This is a genomic window from Rhizobium sp. P38BS-XIX, from assembly GCF_012641435.1.
GTDB lineage: Bacteria > Pseudomonadota > Alphaproteobacteria > Rhizobiales > Rhizobiaceae > Rhizobium.
In genome coordinates this window covers 217411-236639 of record NZ_JABAIJ010000007.1, presented here as the reverse complement: position 1 = coordinate 236639, position 19229 = coordinate 217411, and the positions used below count along the sequence as shown (strand labels likewise).

Annotated in this window: 18 protein-coding genes; 12 read left to right on the top strand and 6 right to left on the bottom strand. The window is 60.1% G+C overall.

The features are described 5' to 3' along the window. The first annotated feature begins 33 nt into the window (after positions 1-33). From HGP17_RS22715 to copC, 3 genes are all read left to right on the top strand, one after another. Complete coding sequence (locus HGP17_RS22715) at positions 34-531, top strand: copper chaperone PCu(A)C (RefSeq protein WP_168812721.1); 498 nt, start codon at positions 34-36, stop codon at positions 529-531. Positions 532-580: 49 nt separating this feature from the next. Continuing rightward, positions 581-1174 (top strand): SCO family protein, encoded by a 594-nt coding sequence (locus HGP17_RS22710; RefSeq protein ID WP_168812890.1) that lies wholly within the window; start codon positions 581-583, stop codon positions 1172-1174. Between the two features lie 125 nt (positions 1175-1299). Continuing rightward, a complete protein-coding gene (copC, locus tag HGP17_RS22705) occupies positions 1300-1668 on the top strand; it encodes a copper homeostasis periplasmic binding protein CopC (RefSeq protein ID WP_168812720.1) in 369 nt (122 codons plus the stop codon). A 75-nt stretch (positions 1669-1743) separates the two neighbouring features. Here copC and HGP17_RS22700 read toward each other — a convergent pair whose 3' ends face one another. The 5 genes from HGP17_RS22700 to HGP17_RS22680 all read right to left on the bottom strand — a co-directional run bounded on the left by HGP17_RS22700 (position 1744) and on the right by HGP17_RS22680 (position 7923). Continuing rightward, positions 1744-2445: a polysaccharide deacetylase family protein gene (locus HGP17_RS22700; RefSeq protein WP_168812719.1), complete on the bottom strand. Its 702-nt coding sequence runs from the start codon at positions 2443-2445 to the stop codon at positions 1744-1746. A gap of 10 nt (positions 2446-2455) precedes the next feature. Further along, positions 2456-3223: a glycosyltransferase family 25 protein gene (locus tag HGP17_RS22695; protein ID WP_246704175.1), complete on the bottom strand. Its 768-nt coding sequence runs from the start codon at positions 3221-3223 to the stop codon at positions 2456-2458. 200 nt (positions 3224-3423) lie between these two features. Continuing rightward, positions 3424-4059, bottom strand: coding sequence for a hypothetical protein (locus HGP17_RS22690; RefSeq protein WP_168812717.1), 636 nt, complete (start codon positions 4057-4059; stop codon positions 3424-3426). A 158-nt stretch (positions 4060-4217) separates the two neighbouring features. Continuing rightward, positions 4218-6167 carry a DUF882 domain-containing protein gene (locus tag HGP17_RS22685; protein WP_168812716.1) on the bottom strand — a complete coding sequence of 650 codons (1950 nt, stop codon included), beginning with the start codon at positions 6165-6167 and terminating at the stop codon, positions 4218-4220. 175 nt (positions 6168-6342) lie between these two features. Further along, positions 6343-7923 carry a sigma-54 dependent transcriptional regulator gene (locus HGP17_RS22680; RefSeq protein WP_168812715.1) on the bottom strand — a complete coding sequence of 527 codons (1581 nt, stop codon included), beginning with the start codon at positions 7921-7923 and terminating at the stop codon, positions 6343-6345. Positions 7924-8141: 218 nt separating this feature from the next. On the opposite strand from HGP17_RS22680, the gene HGP17_RS22675 reads away from it, so the two are divergent. The 9 genes from HGP17_RS22675 (at position 8142) to hemH (ending at position 18155) form a co-directional block, all read left to right on the top strand. Next, positions 8142-9989 (top strand): M3 family oligoendopeptidase, encoded by a 1848-nt coding sequence (locus tag HGP17_RS22675; RefSeq protein ID WP_168812714.1) that lies wholly within the window; start codon positions 8142-8144, stop codon positions 9987-9989. 24 nt (positions 9990-10013) lie between these two features. Beyond that, positions 10014-11174, top strand: a complete 1161-nt coding sequence (locus HGP17_RS22670; RefSeq protein WP_168812713.1) for an aminodeoxychorismate synthase component I — start codon at positions 10014-10016, stop codon at positions 11172-11174. Beyond that, the gene (locus HGP17_RS22665) at positions 11159-11800 is read left to right on the top strand and encodes an aminotransferase class IV family protein (protein ID WP_168812712.1); all 642 of its coding nucleotides are present in this window, start codon (positions 11159-11161) and stop codon (positions 11798-11800) included. Before HGP17_RS22670 ends, HGP17_RS22665 begins: the two co-directional genes overlap by 16 nt. 3 nt (positions 11801-11803) lie before the next feature. Further along, positions 11804-12091, top strand: coding sequence for a YciI family protein (locus tag HGP17_RS22660; protein WP_168812711.1), 288 nt, complete (start codon positions 11804-11806; stop codon positions 12089-12091). Between the two features lie 262 nt (positions 12092-12353). Then, positions 12354-13805 (top strand): homospermidine synthase, encoded by a 1452-nt coding sequence (locus HGP17_RS22655; protein WP_168812710.1) that lies wholly within the window; start codon positions 12354-12356, stop codon positions 13803-13805. 180 nt (positions 13806-13985) lie between these two features. After that, positions 13986-14372 carry a hypothetical protein gene (locus HGP17_RS22650; RefSeq protein WP_168812709.1) on the top strand — a complete coding sequence of 129 codons (387 nt, stop codon included), beginning with the start codon at positions 13986-13988 and terminating at the stop codon, positions 14370-14372. Between the two features lie 27 nt (positions 14373-14399). Further along, complete coding sequence (locus HGP17_RS22645; RefSeq protein WP_168812708.1) at positions 14400-14723, top strand: hypothetical protein; 324 nt, start codon at positions 14400-14402, stop codon at positions 14721-14723. Between the two features lie 146 nt (positions 14724-14869). Continuing rightward, the gene (locus HGP17_RS22640) at positions 14870-17023 is read left to right on the top strand and encodes a 5'-nucleotidase C-terminal domain-containing protein (protein WP_168812707.1); all 2154 of its coding nucleotides are present in this window, start codon (positions 14870-14872) and stop codon (positions 17021-17023) included. Positions 17024-17120: 97 nt separating this feature from the next. Further along, positions 17121-18155 carry a ferrochelatase gene (gene hemH / locus HGP17_RS22635; protein WP_168812706.1) on the top strand — a complete coding sequence of 345 codons (1035 nt, stop codon included), beginning with the start codon at positions 17121-17123 and terminating at the stop codon, positions 18153-18155. A 32-nt stretch (positions 18156-18187) separates the two neighbouring features. Here the strand turns inward: hemH and HGP17_RS22630 are convergent, their stop codons facing one another. Beyond that, the gene (locus tag HGP17_RS22630) at positions 18188-19096 is read right to left on the bottom strand and encodes a S1C family serine protease (protein ID WP_168812705.1); all 909 of its coding nucleotides are present in this window, start codon (positions 19094-19096) and stop codon (positions 18188-18190) included. Between the last annotated feature and the right edge of the window lie 133 nt (positions 19097-19229).

The window sequence follows — 19229 nt, the reverse complement described above, 5'->3', positions numbered from 1 at the left end:
CGCGCCGCATCCCGATCCCAAAGGACAACGATCATGAACCGATTTATCAGATCTTTCCTCACAGCAAGCCTATGCCTTGCCGCGCCCAGCCTGGCTTTCGCCGCCGATCTGACGTTTGGAAATCTCAAGATCGCCGCTCCCTACGTGCGGGCCATGGTGCCAGGCGCGGAGGTCGGAGGCGGCTATTTGACCATAACGAACACAGGCCAGGCCGACGACCGATTGATGGCAGGCAGCTCGCCGAGAGCGGTCAAGGTCGAGGTCCATGAGATGAAAATGGACAACGACATCATGGTGATGCGCAAGCTTGAAAGCGGCCTCGCAATCCCCGCCGGGCAGACAGTTCAACTGAAACCCGGCAGCTATCACCTCATGTTCATGGACGTTGTCCAACCGTTCAAGGAAGGCGAGACGATCAGGGCGAAGCTGACTTTCGAAAAGGCCGGCTCGGTCGATGTCGACTTTCCCGTGGGTTCGGCGGTCGCCAGCAAGGCAATGAGCGGAGGCGATCATGCCAACGCAGCTGAATGAGCGGCGCGGCCAAGGCCGAACCTCCCTTCACTCCCGGCAGGAGAAGCCGATGTTCAGCAAGGAATGGTCGATCCCGGCGATCTTGACGGTCTTTCTGCTCGGCGTCTGCGGTTTGATCGCGTATTTCACCTGGAGCCTGCTGCCGCCGGCACAAGCGGCGCAAAACCAGATCGGCACTTCGTTCAATCTCATCGACGATCATGGTCAGCCGATTACGGCGGCGGCACTGAAGGGACACCCGTCACTGGTCTATTTCGGCTATACGCATTGCCCGGACGTTTGCCCGACCACGTTGTTCGAGATGGCGGGCTGGCTGAAGACGCTTGGGCCGGATGGCGACAAGCTGAAGGCCTATTTCTTCTCCGTGGATCCCGAGCGGGACACGCCGGAGGTCATGCACAAATACACCAGCAATTTCACCGATCGCATCACCGGCGTTACCGGTAGCCCAGACGAAATGCGCCAAGCGATCAAGGACTGGCGCATTTACGCCAAGAAGGTGCCCGCCGCCGATGGTGAATACACGATGGATCACACCGCCTCCGTCCTTCTCGTCGATGCCGACAGCAATCTGCGCAGCCTGATTGCCTATGGCGAAGACAAGGACATCGCCCTGCAAAAGATACGCAATCTTCTGAAATGAGCGGCCGCCGGCCGCCCGAACCATTCCCCATCGGCAGCAATCCGAGCGGGATTATCCCGGCGATACAGTCGCCATCCAACCTGCCGCAGGCCCCCTGCGGCTCCAGATCAAGAAGGAAGACCCATATGCCTCGGATGAAGACGCTGCTACTCGCCACCGCCGTTGCCAGCCTGACCCTTGCGGGCCAGGCCCTGGCGCACGCACACCTGAAGTCCTCCACGCCCGCGGCCGACAGCGCCGTTAAAGAATCCCCCGCCGAACTCGATCTGACCTTCACAGAAGGCCTGAGCCTGAAATTCAGCGGCGTGACCGTTTCGGGACCGGACAAGAAGGTCGTGAAGACTGGAAATGCCTCGCTGATGGACAGCGACAAGACCCTGATGGTGCCGGTCAGCGACAAGCTTGCACCCGGCAAATACACCGTCGAATGGCACGCGCTCTCCACCGATGGCCACAAGACCAACGGCGCCTACAGCTTCACTGTCGCACCTTGATCGACAGCGTGCCGGAGCGGTCGATAGCCCGCTCCGGCAAATGCGCTGTGCTGAAAGCAATATCGATTTCGTCGGTTATCCGAAGGTGCATTTCTTGATGAAGTGCAGCCATGTGTCGTTGCGCCGGATCGTTGCGCGCGGCAGACCAAAGAGATCGTTCGTCGGCCGGGCCCTGCCCCGCCGCGTCGTTGTCGCCGCGCTGTAGCCGGCCTCATAGGCAAGCACCCTGTCGAGCGGCGTCTCGTCACCGTAGGGAAAGCAGAACGACGACACGCCCTCGTCGATCATGTCCTCAAGCAGCCCGCGCGAATTGGAAATCTGACGGCGCGCCTGCTCCATCGGCAATTGCGGGAGGTGAACATGATCGAGAGTATGCGAGCCGACTTCGTGTCCGAGACTGCACCAGCGACGCAATTGTTCCAATGACATGCAGGCCGCAGGCGCAACGCCGATCGGAACGTCCCAGATATTGCTGCCGCCGATCTGATTGACGACGACGAAGTTCGTCGCCGTGAAGCCGAATTCCTGCAACACCGGCAAGGCATTTTCGTAGACGTTCAGATAGCTGTCGTCGAAGGTGATGGCAGCGACCTTGCCGGTCTTGGCACCGGAGATGTACGGCAGCGCCTCGCGCAGGGACAGCCCCTGAATGCCGAGCCTCTTCAGCCATTCCATCTGCCGATGGAACGCCTGCGGATGAACGACCATGCTTCTGAACGGCGCGCTGCTCGAAGGCGGCACCGCAATCTGATGATATGCGAGGATTGGAACGGCCAAGTTGATCGTCTCAGATGGAGCAACGCGAAAGCAAGGCGATCTTCGCACGATAAAGCGGCCGCAGGACTTCCCTCGCCAGCCTTTCCATCAGGGACTTCTCGCCCTTGATGGTGCTGCCGCCGAGCTGCGACGAGATTTCGTGAACGCCGCCGGGCAGAACGGCCAGTGGCGAAACATGGGTAAGCCAGCTCATCTGCACGGTGGTGTCAACGGGTCGGTCAAAGGAGGCGGTCGCCGCAAGCAGGCGAATGGCGGCATCGCGGCTGACGAGCTGGGCCACCATGCCAAGCCCGATGCGGGTCGGCTGAATGACATTGACGTCGCCTTGCGTGAGAACGCACTTGCCATGCTCCTTGCCCATACGGAAAGGAAAGCGAATGAATGCACCGGGCTTGAGGCAAGCCTTCGCAGCCGCAAAAGCTGCATGAAACGAATCATCGAGCTCGACATCGTCTTCGAAAATCAGCCCAGCATCGATGCCTTGCTCGACGATGGCGGCCCATGCCTTGCGATGCGACAGGAAGCAGGCGATCTCGCCGATGCTCATCTCAAACGGATAGGACGGCTTGTGAAGCCGGCGACGATACACCCGATCTATCTCGGCATCCGTCAGGCAGCTGCCATCGACTGCATCCACGATTTCACTGGGGATCGGCAGCTTGGCCATCAGCCTCTCGACCTGCGGCATGCGATCGCGCGCACGATCGAGATGGACGACGAAACCACGGATGACGGGTTGAACAGGTGCATTCAGGCTGGCGCCGATCGAGCCCGCCATGTGATCGAATCCGAATCCCGTATGCGATCTCCCAAGCGGCAAAGCCGAAGACGGGCTGAATTCGTGAGTCTGCATGAATGGATACCTCAGTGTTGTGCGAGCAGGCTCTAGCAACCCTGAATGAAAGCGAGCTTAGGCAGACCTGAGGCGAAACTGAAAACTGAAACTTTCAAGGGTGTTATCCATGGACTCGCGAGCGCTCAGGCAAGCATGCCGATGCGACCGCTCGCGACCTTTTCCTCGACCCAGCGGCGTTCATCCATCCAGGCATGGCGTTTCCACCCCTCCCAGCTGAACCCGCAGAGCTTCACGTCCCACTCATCGGCAGGCAGCATGGACAGAACGTACCGAATGCCGAAGAAGCCTGTGCTCGGAAAAACCTGGCTCATCCGGCCCTCGGTCACGCCGAGCTCGGCACAGCCGTCGACGTAGAATTGCGGCGGCATGATGCGGATTTCCTTGCCGGCACCGCCCACCAGTTCGATCGTCCGCAGCGTCCAGTCGCTCTTCCGGCCTTTCAGGCGCGACAGAAAATTCGGCTTTGGATGATATTTGCGGATGATATCGGGGTGATAGGCAAGCACCACCTCCTTCGCCGCCTTGAACGTAGGGCTGGTGAGGAAACCCGGATCCGTCAATCGGCGCTGCATAGGCTTGCTGGAAGCTGCCAGCATCAAGACATCCGTGCGCGATCCGCTCATGCCGATCGAGGCTTTGGGCTCGTTGAAGCGCATTGCGAAATCGGCGTTGTCGACAATCTCCGAGAGATCACGCTCAAGCTTGCCATTGCCAATGATGATTGCCGACTTCCGGTTCAAACTTCGATATCCCGCCATTCAAGCCTATCGGCCTAATGGCGCAGCATGAAGCGAAACTGAGCGGAGGGATGGCGAGGAATAAAAAACTGGCGGCGACCTAATCCATTGGTGTCGCGCTCAAATGAAAAGGAGCCCAAACGGGCTCCTCCAAATGCGTCTGGACCTGGTGGCGCAGTCTATTCGACCGAATTGAACTTCTTGACCTGCAGGAAGTTCACCGCCGTACCGCTGAAGCGCTCCGGATCGATCGATGCGGTCTGCATCTTGAAGCCATCGGTGTAGACGGCAGTCGGCTGGGCACGAAGCGCCGGGCTTACGAAACGCGGAGCCTTGACCGGACGATTGACGATCTCGACACGGGCCTTGGCGATTGCCCACTGTGAAATCATCTTATCCGTCAGCGTCGGCGCAGTCGTTATCGTTGCGCGACCCGCATCGGCGTCGACAGCGTCCTGCTTGTTCGGACGGCCGCCCTTCGTTGCGATACCGGCTGCGATCGGCCGTTCCTGCGGCGCTACCGCATCGAAACTGTCGTTGAAGCGACGGCTTCCGGCCTTGATCTCACTGCGCGTCGGCGCAAGCGCTGCGACCTGCATCGGCATCTGCTGAGCCGGGCGCTGCTGCGGCAGCACGGAGGCAATCGCCTGCACGGCATCATTGCCGGCTACGACGCCGTTATTTGCCGGCGGCAACTGATCCTTGGAGGCGGCATTGTTCGGCGCCGGCGTCACGGCAACCGCAGTGCCCGCATCCGGCCGATCAGGCCGGCTCTGTTCCAGAGCGGCGACGACCGAAGGTGAAAGCCCACCAGCATCGGCCTCATCATCGATCGCTTCCTGATCGGCATCAGCGGAGGCCAGAAGATTTTCCGCGACTTCAGGACGTTGCGCCGGCACGGGCACGGCAGCAAGCTGACCCTTCATGTCGGCTTCGGCCGAAGCCACTTCGGCATCGCCGGGCGACCGACGGTCGAGCAACGACGGAACCGGAACGTGATAGGAGCGAAGATCCGCATATTGCGGCTGATCACCGGTATCGGGCATGGCAGCGGCAAGAGCTTCCTGCGCAGCGTTACGCGGCTGTGATACCAGGGCGGATGCTACGTCGCTGCCTGCAGCCTGATTGCCGAAAGCCGGACGTACCTGCGGCACGGGCGCGTTTATGCTCGCGACCTGAACCTGGGCGGGCGCGGCAGCTGCCGGGCTATCGTCACCATCGTCACTGGCAGCAGGGGCCGGCTGGCCCTTCCGCGAGGCGGAAGCGACAGCCACCGGTGCCGACGAACCTTCGTCCGCATTATCCTCTTCTTCATCCGCACCGCCACCACCGAACAGGCGAGCAAAGAAACCGCGACGAGGCGATGAAGAGCTGGCGATCTGAATATCGGACGACATGCGCCGCTTGTAATCGGCGACAGCTTCCTGATAGCCGGGCAGCGGACGGCCATCGGCGGGAATATGCATGGTCTTGCCGTCCGGGAAGAGACGAACGAGATCCTGGCGATCCATGCGCGGCCAAGCGCGCACGCCGCCGACGTCCATGTGCACGAAAGGCGAGCCGGAAGTCGGATAGAAGCCTACGCCGCCCTCCTGAAGCTTCATGCCGATTTCGCGCAGCTTCGCGAGCTTGACGTCCGGAATGTAGAAATCCATCGCGTTGCCGAGCATGTGCTGGCTCTTCTTGGCAACGCCGGTATGAGCGGAACGGGTGCGCAGCATCTCGTTGGTGCCGGGCGAGCGGAAGCCGCAGATCACGTTGATGAATTCGTGCGATCCGCTCTCGCGGTAAACTTCCCAGATGAGGTCGAACAGGCGCGGATTCATCTTGGTCGGCTGATTCTTGCGCCAGTCGCGCAGAATGCGGTTCAGCTTTTCCAGGCCGTCCGGATCGAACTTGCCATTGCGCTTGTAGGTGATGACGGCCTTTTCGCCGGTGTGGACGTAATAGATCTTCAGGCTACGGGTTTCCCCGCCGGCCTGCGAGGGAGTGCCAACGAAAACAGGTGTAGAAACGGCCAAAGCAAGGAGGCCAACGGCTGCTACCTTGGCCACCTTGCTAAATATGTCAGAGCACGCAGAATGCCAGCTCAAGCTATTAGGCTTGGTATTTACACTCAAATTCGGCAATTCGATCCCCGTCCGACAGACTTTGTCGCATCGTGTTCCAAATGGCTGTCAATTGCGGTGACATGATGACAAAAATGCCACACATGGTCGCCCTCTTCATACATGGTGAACGATGCACTAACAAGTGCTTTACGACGGGTAACAAAATATGCTTGCCTAAACGTTAAGCATTCACTCATGCAGCGCTTTTCAGCGGGTCATCCGGGTCTATACCATAATCTTTCAACTTTCGATAGAGAGTGGAGCGTCCGATGCCGAGCTTTCTGGCCACCTGGCTCATTTGCCCGCGATAGAATTTCAGGGCGAATCGGATCAACTCTTCCTCGACATCCGCCAGTTTACGCACATCGCCAGCCGTATTCGTGCTTACGATGACATTGTCGGATGAGCCGGCCAAAGCATCGCCGGCGGCAAGCGGAGAGGTTGCAGCCGTCTCGGACGACATGGTCCGCGTCGCCCGGTCTGCCCTCTCGAACGCCATGGCATCAGCGGCATGAGCGTGGGAATTATCCACAATTAACGTCGGCTGCTCTCCGGCGAAATAACCCGGAAGCTGTGCCGCGATCTGCGGAAAATCCGTATCCAGCAGCTCAGGCCCCTCGGACAACACGACGGCGCGGAAGACCGCGTTTTCGAGCTGGCGGATATTGCCCGGCCAGTCATAGGCCGTCAGCAGCGCCAGCGCGCCGTTGCTGATGCCGAGCGGATGGTCAAGCTTCTGCTCCAGCGCGAACCGATCGGCAAAGGCACGGGCCAGATGCGGAATATCTTCCTTGCGGCGACGGAGCGCCGGCATGGTGATCGGAAAGACGTTGAGGCGGTAGTAGAGATCCTCGCGGAAGCGCCCGGCCTTGACCTCTTCGATCAGGTCCTTGTTGGTCGCCGAAATCAACCGGACATTGACTTTTTGCGCGACGCGCGCGCCGACAGTTTCGATTTCGCCCTGCTGCACGGCGCGCAAAAGCTTGACCTGGACGTCCAGCGGCAGATCGCCGATTTCGTCGAGGAACAGCGTGCCGCCGTCGGCTTCCATGAACTTGCCGATGTGACGCTCGGCCGCACCCGTGAATGCGCCCTTCTCATGCCCGAAGAGGATACTTTCGACCAGATTGTGCGGGATGGCGCCACAGTTGACCGTAACAAACGGCTTTCCGGAACGGTCGCTGCCGGCCTGAATGGCGCGAGCCACGAGCTCTTTGCCCACGCCTGATTCGCCTTCCAGCACGACTGGAATGTTCGATTGCGCCGCGCGATGGGCAAGATCGATCACCCGCATCATCGCCGGGCTTGCCGAGACGATGTCATCGAAGGTGATGGCGCTGGAACGCGACTTGCGGCCGGCACGCGCCTTCGCCTCACGCTGGTCGAGCTTGAGCGCGTTGGCGATCGACGCCGCGATGCGCTCCGGCGATACGGGCTTGACGACGAAATCGAAGGCGCCGGCCCGCATGGCCTGCACCACGGTGTCGATACCGCCCTGCCCCGTCTGCACGATCACGGGCAGATCGATGCCCATGTCGCTCAGCGCACCCAGAAATTCGATGCCGTTCATCTCCGGCATCATGAGATCGAGCACGATCACATTGATCTGCTCGCTGTTGCGCTTCAGGGTCTCAAGGCCAAGACGGCCATTCTCCGCCAGATGGGCCACGTGTCCGTGCCGCTCGATGGCATTTTTTAGCAGACGGCGCTGAATCGGATCATCCTCAACAACGAGAATCTGCGCGCCCCCTTTGGCGCTATTATAAACGGTCATTGGTGCCTCACTTCATGCGAAACCTGACACGACAGTCGCAGAAAGGCTTGAACATGAAGTTTTGCCAAATCATCGCATTTTAATCATTATGACGAATGTAATATCGCTTATGTTTCAACCGCCCGCGCCGGCAAATCAGCCCTTGCCGCAGGCTTTCCAGCCGAATAGACACGAACGGTCCGGATATTCCGAAATAAAAAGCAGAGGAAATATCGCCTATGAGCCCGACCTCGCTCCGCCACCCCCTTAATTTCTCCGCAAACCAGGCCGCCGGCCAGACGCTTGGCGATCTGCCCGCCTGGAAGCTCAGCGATCTCTATGCCTCGGCCACGGCGCCCGCCTTCGTTGGAGACATGGAGAAGGCCGGCAAGATGTCGGTCGCCTTCGAGGAAAAGTGGAAGGGCAAGCTCGGCGATGCGGCGACAAAGACCGGAGAAGCCGGTATCGGCGCTGCTCTGAAGGAATATGAGGCGCTGGACGATATCATGGGCCGCCTCGGCTCTTTCGCCGGCCTGACCTACTTCTCCAACACCACCGATCCCGCCAACGGCAAGCTCTATGGCGATGTCCAGGCGAAGCTGACCGATCATGCATCGCACCTGTTGTTCTTCCCGCTGGAGCTGAACCGCATCGATGATGCCGTCATGGACGCGTGCATGGCGAACGATCCGGCCGCCGGCCACTATCGCCCCTGGATCGTCGACCTGCGCAAGGACAAGCCGCATCAGCTCGACGACAAGCTCGAGCAGTTGTTCCTAGAAAAGTCCATGACGAGCGCGGCCGCCTTCAACCGGCTGTTCGACGAGACCATGGCCGAGCTGCGCTTCGAGATCGACGGCGAAAAGCTGCCGCTGGAAGTCGCCCTGAACATGTTGCAGGAAAAGGACCCGGAAGCGCGCCGCAAGGCGGCCATGGCGCTTGCCGAGACCTTCAAGGCCAATCTGCGCACCTTCACGCTGATTACCAATACCCTCGCCAAGGACAAGGAAATCTCCGATCGCTGGCGCGGCTTCGAGGATATCGCCGACAGCAGACACTTGGCCAACCGCGTCGAGCGCGAAGTGGTGGATGCGCTGGCAGCTGCGGTACGCGAGGCTTATCCGCGCCTCTCGCATCGCTATTATAAGATGAAGGCCAAGTGGCTCGGCATGGACCAGATGAACTTCTGGGACCGTAACGCGCCGCTGCCGGAAACGCCCAATGCGCTGATTCCGTGGACCGAGGCGAAGGAAACAGTGCTGTCGGCCTATGGCAATTTCGCGCCCGACATGGCCGCTATCGCCAAGCGTTTCTTCGATGAGGAATGGATCGATGCGCCGGTGCGCCCCGGCAAGGCGCCGGGCGCCTTCGCGCACCCGACCGTGCCGTCCGCTCACCCTTACGTCTTGGTCAACTATATGGGCAAGCCGCGCGATGTCATGACGCTGGCGCATGAACTTGGCCATGGCGTGCATCAGGTGCTCGCCGGCGGCCAGGGCGCGCTGATGTGCCAGACACCGCTGACGTTGGCCGAAACCGCCTCCGTCTTCGGTGAAATGCTCACCTTCCGCGCACTGCTCGACAAGACCACCGACAAGCGCGAGCGCAAGGCGATGCTCGCCCAGAAGGTCGAGGACATGATCAATACGGTCGTGCGCCAGATCGCCTTCTACGAATTCGAGCGCAAGCTACATACCGCCCGCAAGAATGGCGAGCTGACATCGGACGATATCGGCCAGCTGTGGCTCTCCGTGCAGGCCGAAAGCCTGGGTCCGGCGATCAGGATCTCCGAGGGCTACGAGACCTATTGGGCCTATATCCCCCACTTCATCCATTCGCCCTTCTACGTCTATGCCTATGCCTTCGGCGACTGCCTCGTGAACTCGCTCTATGCGGTCTACCGCAACGCCGAAACGGGCTTCCAGGAGAAGTATTTCGAACTGCTGAAGGTCGGCGGCACCAAGCACCACTCCGAACTCTTGAAGCCTTTCGGCCTCGATGCGACCGATCCGTCGTTCTGGAGCAAGGGCTTGTCGATGATCGAAGGGCTGATCGACGAGCTGGAAGCGTTAGATAAGGGCGCATAGAACCGATCGGCGAAGAACTGCCCAATGGCCGACGCCATACCTTACGTCCTGTTCAGGGACGACAGCACTGGACAGGTGATGATCTTTGCCGAACCGGCTGAGATCATCATTGCCCATACGCGTGCTTCGTTCTTTGATGCGCTCGACCGCATGGAAGAGGCCAAGCGGCAAGGAAAATGGCTTGCGGGCTACATGGCCTATGAGGCCGGCCATCTCTTCGAGGAAAAGCTCGCGCCCTTCACCGAGGAGAACAGGGAAACGCCCCTGCTCTGCTTCGGTGTTTTCGACGCTCCCTCTGGCGACGGTCATCCGCTTGCCCAGCCATCGCAGCGGCAGGAAAACCAGGAGTTCCTGACGGAGCCCAAAGCCGCCTGGAATTTCGAGATCTATCAGAAGCGTTTCGACAGGCTGCACCAACATCTGCGCCTCGGCGACTGCTATCAGGCGAACCTCACCATGCCGATAAGGGCACGCTGGAACGGCGATGTCCGCGCCGCCTTCTGGTCGCTGATCGATCGACAGCCAGTGAAATACGGCGCGCTCGTCGATCTCGGCGGCCCGATCATCCTGTCGCGCTCGCCGGAGCTTTTCTTTCGCACGGACGAGGATGGCTGGATCGAGACGCATCCGATGAAGGGCACGGCCAAGCGCGGCAAGGATGCCGCCGAGGACGACGCGATCGTCGCCACCATGCTCGCCGACGAGAAGACGCAGGCCGAGAACCGCATGATCGTCGACTTGCTTCGCAACGATATCTCCCGCATCACCGAAGTCGGCACGCTCGATGTGTCGAAGCTCTTTGAAATCGAGACCTATCCGACCCTGCACCAGATGGTCAGTCATGTGCAGGCCAAGCTGCTTCCGGACATGACCATTCGCGATATCCTCGCAGCCCTCTTCCCCTGCGGCTCGATCACCGGCGCACCGAAAATGCGGGCGATGGAAATCCTGCATGCGCTGGAAGATAGCCCGCGCGATGCTTATTGCGGCGCGATCGGTATGATCTCGCCTAGTGGAGCCATGCGTTTTTCAGTGGCGATCCGCACGATCACGCTTTTCGAAGACGGCCGCGCGGTGTTCAATGTCGGCGGAGGCATCGTCTTCGATTCGACAGCGGAAGCGGAATATGAAGAATGCCTCCTCAAGGCGCGCTTCGCCGTGGGGGACCGATGGATCGACCGGTAGAGGATTTCAGCCTGATAGAGACGTTGCGCTACGAGCCGGACACCGGCTTCGTGCGTTTGCGCTTGCATTTGGCCCGCCTGCAAAGGTCGGCGCGCCGTCTTGGCTTCTCCGCCCCGAAAAACGTGATCGGCGGGCTCGAGCAGGCCGTCGCAGACGCTGTCCAGCCCTTGAGGGTACGATTGACATTGGATCGCGCCGGGCAGACCGAGGTGACGACCGCGCCCTTTGTTCCCTTGCTGCCCGACACGGTCTGGCGCGTCCGCATCGCCGAAACGCGGCTCGATTCCTCCGACAAGCTGCTCCGCGTCAAGACCACCCGCCGCGGCGTCTACGAAGCGGCCCGCGCGGAATATCGGCCCGATGAGGCTGAAGAAGTCTTGCTGCTCAACGAGCATAATGAAGTGTGCGAGGGCACGATCGCCTCGATCTTCGTCGTTGATGATCCGGACACCTTGCGCACCCCGCCCATATCAGCCGGCCTGCTTGCCGGCGTCCTGCGCACGGAACTCATCTGTCAGCGCAAAGCCCGCGTTGGCCGTATCCGTCTCGATGATCTGAGAGATCGCCCTCTCTACGTCGGAAACTCCCTGCGTGGCCTTATCCGCGCACAACTCCTGTGGACCTGATTGATGTTCATTCTTTCGCTGACTTACCTCAAGGGCAATGACGAAGCCGACAAGCACATGGAGCCGCACATGGCCTGGGTCAAGGAAGGCTATGCGAAAGGCTGGTTCCTCGCATCCGGCCGCAAGGTGCCGCGCACCGGCGGCGTTATCTTCGCCCACGGAGACAAGTCCGAGCTGGAAGCCTATGTCGCTGCCGACCCGTTCACCATCCACGGCGTTGCGGCATACGACGTTCAGGAAATCACGCTGACGACGATCGTCGATGGCCTCGAACGGCTCAAGGCTGAATGAAGCGAGACGCCTGTCCGCTGCACTATTCGGCTTAGGTCAGCGAAAACTGACCTTGAAGGCAACAAACTCGTCGCATATGGCGTGTATGTTGGCCTCGACTTGACTTTGTCCGGCTAACCCTGAACAGCTCTTTATTGTGACATCAAATTATGATTAGAGCCGCTCACCCAGCGTTTTCGCGCAAACTCTGCCAGCGCTTTCGCGCAAACTCTAACTAGATTTCGTGAACCGAACGGCGCCCTGCCTTTCGAAGGAGAAAAGAATGACGAAAAACAACTATCCGGTATATGCCGAAATTACCGGCCCGATCGTAATGATCGGCTTTGGCTCCATCGGCCGTGGCACCCTGCCCCTGATCGAGCGCCATTTCAAATTCGACAAGAGCCGGATGGTCGTCATCGACCCACGTGAAGAGCCAGCCGATATGGAAATCCTGGCAAAGCACGGCGTCCGCCACATCAAGGAACACGTCACCAAGGAAAACTACAAGGATCTGCTGAAGCCGCTCCTGACGGAAGGCGGCGGCCAGGGCTTCTGCGTCAACCTTTCGGTCGACACCGGCTCGCTCGACCTCGTCAAGCTGTGCCGCAAGCTCGACGTGCTCTACATCGACACCGTCGTCGAGCCGTGGCTCGGCTTCTATTTCGACAAGAGCATGAAGAATGCCGACCGCACCAACTATGCCCTGCGCGAAACCATGCGCAAGGAAAAGGAAAAGAACCCGGGCGGCACGACCGCCGTTTCCACCTGCGGCGCAAACCCGGGTATGGTTTCCTGGTTCGTCAAGCAGGCGCTCGTCAATCTCGCCAAGGATATTGGCCTGAAATTCGAAGAGCCGGATCAGCATGACCGCGAAGGCTGGGCCAAGCTGATGAAGAAGGTCGGCGTCAAGGGCGTTCACATCGCTGAGCGCGACACCCAGCGCACCAAGCATCCGAAGCCGCTCAACGTCTTCTGGAACACCTGGTCTGTCGAAGGCTTCATCTCCGAAGGTCTGCAGCCGGCCGAGCTCGGCTGGGGCACCCACGAAAACTGGATGCCGAAGAACGCCAAGAAGCACAAGAAGGGCTGCAAGGCCGCCATCTATCTGGAGCAGCCGGGCGCCAACACCCGCGTTCGCACCTGGTGCCCGACGCCGGGCCCGCAATACGGCTTCCTGGTCACGCACAATGAGTCGATCTCGATCGCCGACTTCTTCACGGTTCGCGACAAGGACGGCGAAGTCACCTTCCGCCCGACCTGCCACTATGCCTACCATCCCGCCAACGACGCCGTGCTCTCGCTGCACGAAATGTTCGGCAATGGCGGCACCCCGCAGCCGGTCCATCACGTTCTTGACGAACACGAGCTGGAAGACGGTGTCGACGAACTCGGCGTGCTGCTCTACGGCCACGACAAGAACGCCTACTGGTACGGTTCGCGCCTGTCTCTCGAAGAGACCCGCCGCATCGCTCCCTACCAGAACGCAACCGGTCTGCAGGTGACCTCGGCCGTGCTCGCCGGCATGGTCTGGGCGCTCGAAAACCCGAAGGCCGGCATCGTCGAAGCCGACGAGATCGACTACAAGCGCTGCCTCGAAGTTCAGCTGCCCTACCTCGGTCCGGTTGAAGGCCACTACACCGACTGGACGCCGCTCGACGGCCGTCCGGGCCTCTTCCCGGAAGATATCGACACCAAGGATCCCTGGCAGTTCCGCAACATCCTGGTTCGCTAACGCAATCGCGTCTGCGAAACACGATTCTCGAATGCCCGCACAGGTCGTGCGGGCATTTTTGTTACGCATGCCAGATAAATCAAACGGATGGCGTCTCAAGTCTTGCTTTAGCCCGATAGCCGCGCCATCTTTCTCGCAACCGATATAACTTTCGTCCGCCCTTTTTCGCGGGAGCCATTTATGCAGATCAGAACCGCTATTGCCCTCGTTGCTGCCGCGGCAGCCCTGTCCGCCTGCGTCGATTTCGGCGGATCGAGGCCGCCTCCGATGACGATGAACCCCGGCACTCAGCCCCGGACGAATTCGGTTGAAGGCAGTTGGGCGGATTCCAACGGCCTGAGCTCGACCTTCTCGGCCGGCCGGTTCGAGACGCACACGACCGATGGCACGAACCAGCAGATGGCATCCGGAACATACACGACCGATGCATCCGGTGTCGTCCAGATCAACCTCTATTCGAACATCAAGCGCACCAGCTCCAAGGTCAATTGCTTCATGGCAAACCCGAGCCAGCTGAACTGCACGTCCGAAACGGGCGGTCACTTCTCCCTCAACCGCCAGGGCTGATCGGACACGGAGGACGGATAAGACGCGATGCGCGGCGTATTCGTCCTTTACATGACTCTGATCGCAGCATTGCCTGTCGCCATCATGGCCGTGGCAATCCCTGTGAACAGCTATCGAGCTCAGGGATTCGACGCACTCGATTGTGATGGGCCGATCGGCGTGCTCTTCTTTGCCTTACCCGCTCTTGTGATTTATGGCGCTGGCGCGATCCTGCTTTACCGGGATCGCACCCGGCGCTTTCATAGGCTCGCAGCCGTCTGCTGCACGATCGTCTTCTGCTGTGTTGGCTGGAATGCCGCGTCGGCATTGCGGGAATCCTACGCAACCGCCTCGATCGAAGCATGCGCTTGATCTGATTGTTCATTCCGGCGCTTTGCAAAATCCTAATAAAGCCAAAACCTTTCCCTTGCGCTTGCTCCGTCATGATGAAAACATCCGCGCGGGGGACCGCCAGGGGCATGGGCGGGCCGGATTGCAATGATGAACAGGAGAGACAGATGAAGCAGCCGTTCGCAGTAGGTCTTTTGGCCGCCGCAGCCTTGGCGCTCAGCACCAGCGCCGCCTTCGCGGACTATCAGCTCAACATCCTGCACTTCAACGACTTCCATTCGCGCGTCGAGTCGATCAACAAGTTCGATGCCACCTGCTCGGCGGCCGAAGAAGCCAAGAACGAATGCTTCGGTGGAGCGGCGCGGCTGAAGGCAGCCATCGATCAGCGCCGGGTCGCGCTGGCCGGCCAGAACGTACTCGTTCTCGATGCCGGCGACAACTTTCAGGGTTCTCTGTTCTACACCACCTACAAGGGTGCAGCCGAAGTCGAATTCCTCAACGACATGAAGATCGACGCCATGACCATCGGCAATCACGAGTTCGACGATGGCGAAGGTCCGCTTGCGGCCTTTCTCGACAAGGCGCAGTTTCCCGTCGTCACAGCAAATCTCGTGGTCGATGATCAGTCCAAGATCGGCAACCGCATCAAGAAATCGGTAGTGCTCGATATCGGCGGCCAGAAGATCGGCATTGTCGGCGCCGTGACGACCGAAACGCCGGAGCTCGCCTCCCCCGGTCCACATGTGAAGATCACCGACGATGCCGCCGCCATCAGCGCCGAGGTGGACGCACTGAAATCGCAGGGCGTCAACAAGATCATCGCACTGACCCATGTCGGCTATCCTCGTGATGTCGAAAAGATCGCCAAGATCGCCGGCGTCAGTGTCGTCGTCGGCGGTCATTCGCATACGCTCCTGTCGAATACCGACCCGAAGGCAGCCGGCCCCTATCCGACGATGGTCGACAATCCAGCAGGCTATAAGGTGCCGGTCGTTCAGGCCGCGTCCTACAGCAAATATCTCGGCGATCTCGTCGTTACCTTCGATGACAAGGGCGCTGTCAAGGATGCCACGGGCAACCCGATCCTGCTCGATTCGTCCATTAAGCCCGATCCGGCGATCGCAGCGCGCGTGCAGGAAATGGCCAAGCCGATCGAGGAATTGCGCAAGAAGGTCATCGGCCGCTCGCAAGGCCCGATCGAGGGCGCGAGAGAGATTTGCCGCGTGCAGGAATGCTCGATGGGCAATCTCGTTGCCGACGCCATGCTCGACCGCACCAAGGCGCAGGGCATCAACATCGCGATCCAGAATGGTGGTGGCCTGCGCGCCTCGATTGCCGCCGGCGATGTCACCATGGGCGATGTGCTCACAGTGTTGCCCTTCCAGAATACGGTCGCCACCTTCCAGCTGACCGGCGCGAATGTGAAAGCCGCGCTCGAAAACGGTCTCAGCCAGATCGATGAGGGCGCCGGTCGCTTTCCTCAGGTCGCGGGCCTGAAATACAGCTTCGACAAATCGAAGCCGGCAGGCAGCAGGCTGGTCTCCGTCGATGTGCAGGAGGGCACGGAGTACAAGCCGCTCGACCCGGAAAAAACCTACGGGGTCGTCAGCAACAACTACATGCGCGCCGGCGGTGACGGCTACACCGTCTTCGCAAAGGACAGCACCAATGCCTATGACTTCGGCCCCAATCTGGAATCGGTGGTGTCCGACTATCTCGTTTCGCACAACCCCTACACACCCTACACCGACGGTCGCATAGTCCAGGTCGGAGCGGCACAACCCACTACCCAGCCGCATGCTGAGCCGGCAAAACCGGCAGATGCCAAGCCTGAGGCGACGACCGAGCAGAAGCCCGCACCTGCAGGCACCGACAGTACCACCACGCAGTCCAACACCACGTCGGCAACGTCATCCCCACCCGTGATTGCGCCACCCACCACGACCATGCCGGTCAATCCGATGCCAACGCCATCGACCTCGGGCAATTCGGACCAGACACAGTCGGCGCCCGCTACCAAGGCCCCGGCAAACGAGACGCCCGCAGCCTCGGCGCCGGAGACAACCGCTCCGACAACGACCGCCCCCGCGGCAACGGCACCGGCCGCGACTGAATCCGCAAAAGCAAAGCCGGAAGAAAAAGCCAGCGAGCCGCCAAAGACACCCACAACGCATGTCGTTATCGCCGGCGACACGCTCTGGGATCTCGCCAAGACCTATTACGGCGATGCCCGGAATTGGCGCAGACTTCTAGCCGCCAACCGCAATATCAAGCCGCATTATCTGCCGGTTGGTGAAAAGTTGAGGATTCCGGCCAAGTAAAGACCATTTGTCTCGCATTACCCAGCCGGCCCGGGCTTCCCCGGACCGGCTTTTGTTCCTATGTGATGTGCTTCGTATCTTGAAAGGAATTCGTTCGATGACCGCAGACCTGACCACGCTTGCCCCCGATCACCCCAGCGTGAAATACGGCAAGGTCGGTGTGCTGCTCATCAATCTCGGCACGCCTGATGGCACCGACTACACCTCGATGCGGCGCTATCTGAAAGAATTTCTGACCGACCGACGCGTCATCGAGTGGTCGCGCTGGAAGTGGTATCCGATCCTGTTCGGCATCGTGCTCAACACGCGTCCGGGGAAAGTCGGCAAAGCCTATGCGACGATCTGGAACAAGGAAAAGGACGAAAGCTACCTGCGGACCTACACGCGCAACCAGGCCGAGCTGATGGCGGAGCGGCTGCGCGATCTGCCGAACGTCAAGGTCGATTGGGCCATGCGTTATGGTCAGCCCTCGATCGCAGACCGCATCCAGGCACTGAAGGACGACGGTTGCGAGCGCATCGTGCTCTTCCCGCTCTATCCGCAATATGCGGCAGCGACGACGGCGACCGTCAATGACAAAGCTTTCGACAAGCTGCAGAAGATGCGCTGGCAGCCGGCGATCCGCACCGTGCCGCAATATCACGATGACGAAACCTATATCGAAGCGCTGGCCAATTCCGTCACCCGCCATCTCTCGACGCTCGACTGGCAGCCGGAAAAGATCCTTGCCTCGTTTCACGGCATTCCGATGTCATATTTCAAACAGGGCGATCCCTACTACTGTTTCTGTCAAAAGACCGGCCGGCTGCTGCGCGAGAAGCTTGGCCTCTCGGAGGATCAATTCATGGTCACGTTCCAGTCCCGTTTCGGGCCGGAAGAGTGGCTGCAGCCCTATACCGACAAAACGGTGGAGCAGCTGGCCAAGGATGGCACCAAGCGCATCGCCGTGCTCAATCCCGGCTTCGTCTCCGATTGCCTGGAAACGCTTGAGGAAATCGCCGAGCAGGCGGCAGAATCTTTTCACCACAACGGCGGCGACAAATTCACCCACATTCCCTGTCTGAACGACAGCGACGATGGCATGAACGTGCTGGAAAAGGTCGTGCGTCGAGAGTTGCTCGGTTGGGCGTGAACGGTCGCCGGGATCAGTCCCGGCGATGAACGCTACTGCAACTGTGGCTTCTTGAGGAAGCTGCCACGATCGGCGGATTTGACACGCAGCCAGGCCTCGCGGCCGTTGCGCAGCACCCGCATCGGGATCTCGGCGCCGGCGGGGCCGCTCTCCCAGATCTTCCGATAGAAATCGGCAAGCCCATCCACCTCCGCATCGCGGATTTCCGAGATGACGTCACCCCGACGCAAGCCGGCTTGAGCCGCAGGACCACCCTCGGTGACGCTCATGACGACGACCTCGCCATTGCTTTCGGCCGAAAAGGCACCGAGCCAGGGCCGCGGCGGCTTGTCGACCCGACCGCGCTTGATCAGATCGTCGAGAATGGGCAGCAGCAGGTTGATCGGCACGACCATATTGATGTCGGCGCCTTCGCCATTCTGGGTCGCCATCTGCAAATGCAGCGACCCGACACCCAGAAGCTTGCCATCCTCATCCACCAGCGCCGCGCCACCCCAGGAAGGATGCGCCGGCGCTACGAAAATCGCCTCGTCGAGCAGATATTCCCAATAGCCGGCGAACTCCTGTTTGGCGACGATCTTTCCCTCCACGACCTGGCCGATGCCATCGGCGATCGCGACGGGATCGCCGATTTCCGCCTTCTCCGCATCGCCGAACTCGATGGCGGGCACGTCCAGAGGGCCAAGCGACTGCACGAGGCCGAACCCCGTTTCCTGATCATAGGCCAGAGCGTGTCCCGGCACGACCCGGCCGCTGCTCGTCGTCAGCCAGACTTCCTCTGCTTCCGTAATGAGATAGCCGATGGTCAGCACCAGCCCGTTTCCCTTGATGACGACGCCATTGCCTTCCCTGCGCGTCCCAAGCGTCGATGCCGTGAAGGCATCTTCGGGAACTGAGGCGTGCACGGCCACGATCGACCGCAATGTCCTATCGATATTCATTGTTTCATCCTGACAATGCGCGATGGCTCGGCTCGAAATGCCGCAGGGCAGCGGAGCCGGAAATTCTTATAGTAAGGTATGAAGATCAACTGCCGGACGCAAGGGCCGCACAGCGATTGATTGACCTGCTCAT

What these genes read in the sequence shown, in the direction of transcription:
- HGP17_RS22665 (WP_168812712.1), top strand. Translation starts at nt 11,159, where the DNA reads ATGGATCGACCGGTAGAGGATTTCAGCCTGATAGAGACGTTGCGCTAC.
- HGP17_RS22680 (WP_168812715.1), bottom strand. Translation starts at nt 7,923, where the DNA reads ATGACCGTTTATAATAGCGCCAAAGGGGGCGCGCAGATTCTCGTTGTT.
- HGP17_RS22655 (WP_168812710.1), top strand. Translation starts at nt 12,354, where the DNA reads ATGACGAAAAACAACTATCCGGTATATGCCGAAATTACCGGCCCGATC.
- HGP17_RS22640 (WP_168812707.1), top strand. Translation starts at nt 14,870, where the DNA reads ATGAAGCAGCCGTTCGCAGTAGGTCTTTTGGCCGCCGCAGCCTTGGCG.
- HGP17_RS22710 (WP_168812890.1), top strand. Translation starts at nt 581, where the DNA reads ATGTTCAGCAAGGAATGGTCGATCCCGGCGATCTTGACGGTCTTTCTG.
- HGP17_RS22630 (WP_168812705.1), bottom strand. Translation starts at nt 19,096, where the DNA reads ATGAATATCGATAGGACATTGCGGTCGATCGTGGCCGTGCACGCCTCA.
- HGP17_RS22660 (WP_168812711.1), top strand. Translation starts at nt 11,804, where the DNA reads ATGTTCATTCTTTCGCTGACTTACCTCAAGGGCAATGACGAAGCCGAC.
- HGP17_RS22675 (WP_168812714.1), top strand. Translation starts at nt 8,142, where the DNA reads ATGAGCCCGACCTCGCTCCGCCACCCCCTTAATTTCTCCGCAAACCAG.
- HGP17_RS22690 (WP_168812717.1), bottom strand. Translation starts at nt 4,059, where the DNA reads ATGGCGGGATATCGAAGTTTGAACCGGAAGTCGGCAATCATCATTGGC.
- HGP17_RS22645 (WP_168812708.1), top strand. Translation starts at nt 14,400, where the DNA reads ATGCGCGGCGTATTCGTCCTTTACATGACTCTGATCGCAGCATTGCCT.
- hemH (WP_168812706.1), top strand. Translation starts at nt 17,121, where the DNA reads ATGACCGCAGACCTGACCACGCTTGCCCCCGATCACCCCAGCGTGAAA.
- HGP17_RS22695 (WP_246704175.1), bottom strand. Translation starts at nt 3,223, where the DNA reads ATGGCGGGCTCGATCGGCGCCAGCCTGAATGCACCTGTTCAACCCGTC.
- HGP17_RS22715 (WP_168812721.1), top strand. Translation starts at nt 34, where the DNA reads ATGAACCGATTTATCAGATCTTTCCTCACAGCAAGCCTATGCCTTGCC.
- HGP17_RS22650 (WP_168812709.1), top strand. Translation starts at nt 13,986, where the DNA reads ATGCAGATCAGAACCGCTATTGCCCTCGTTGCTGCCGCGGCAGCCCTG.
- HGP17_RS22670 (WP_168812713.1), top strand. Translation starts at nt 10,014, where the DNA reads ATGGCCGACGCCATACCTTACGTCCTGTTCAGGGACGACAGCACTGGA.
- copC (WP_168812720.1), top strand. Translation starts at nt 1,300, where the DNA reads ATGCCTCGGATGAAGACGCTGCTACTCGCCACCGCCGTTGCCAGCCTG.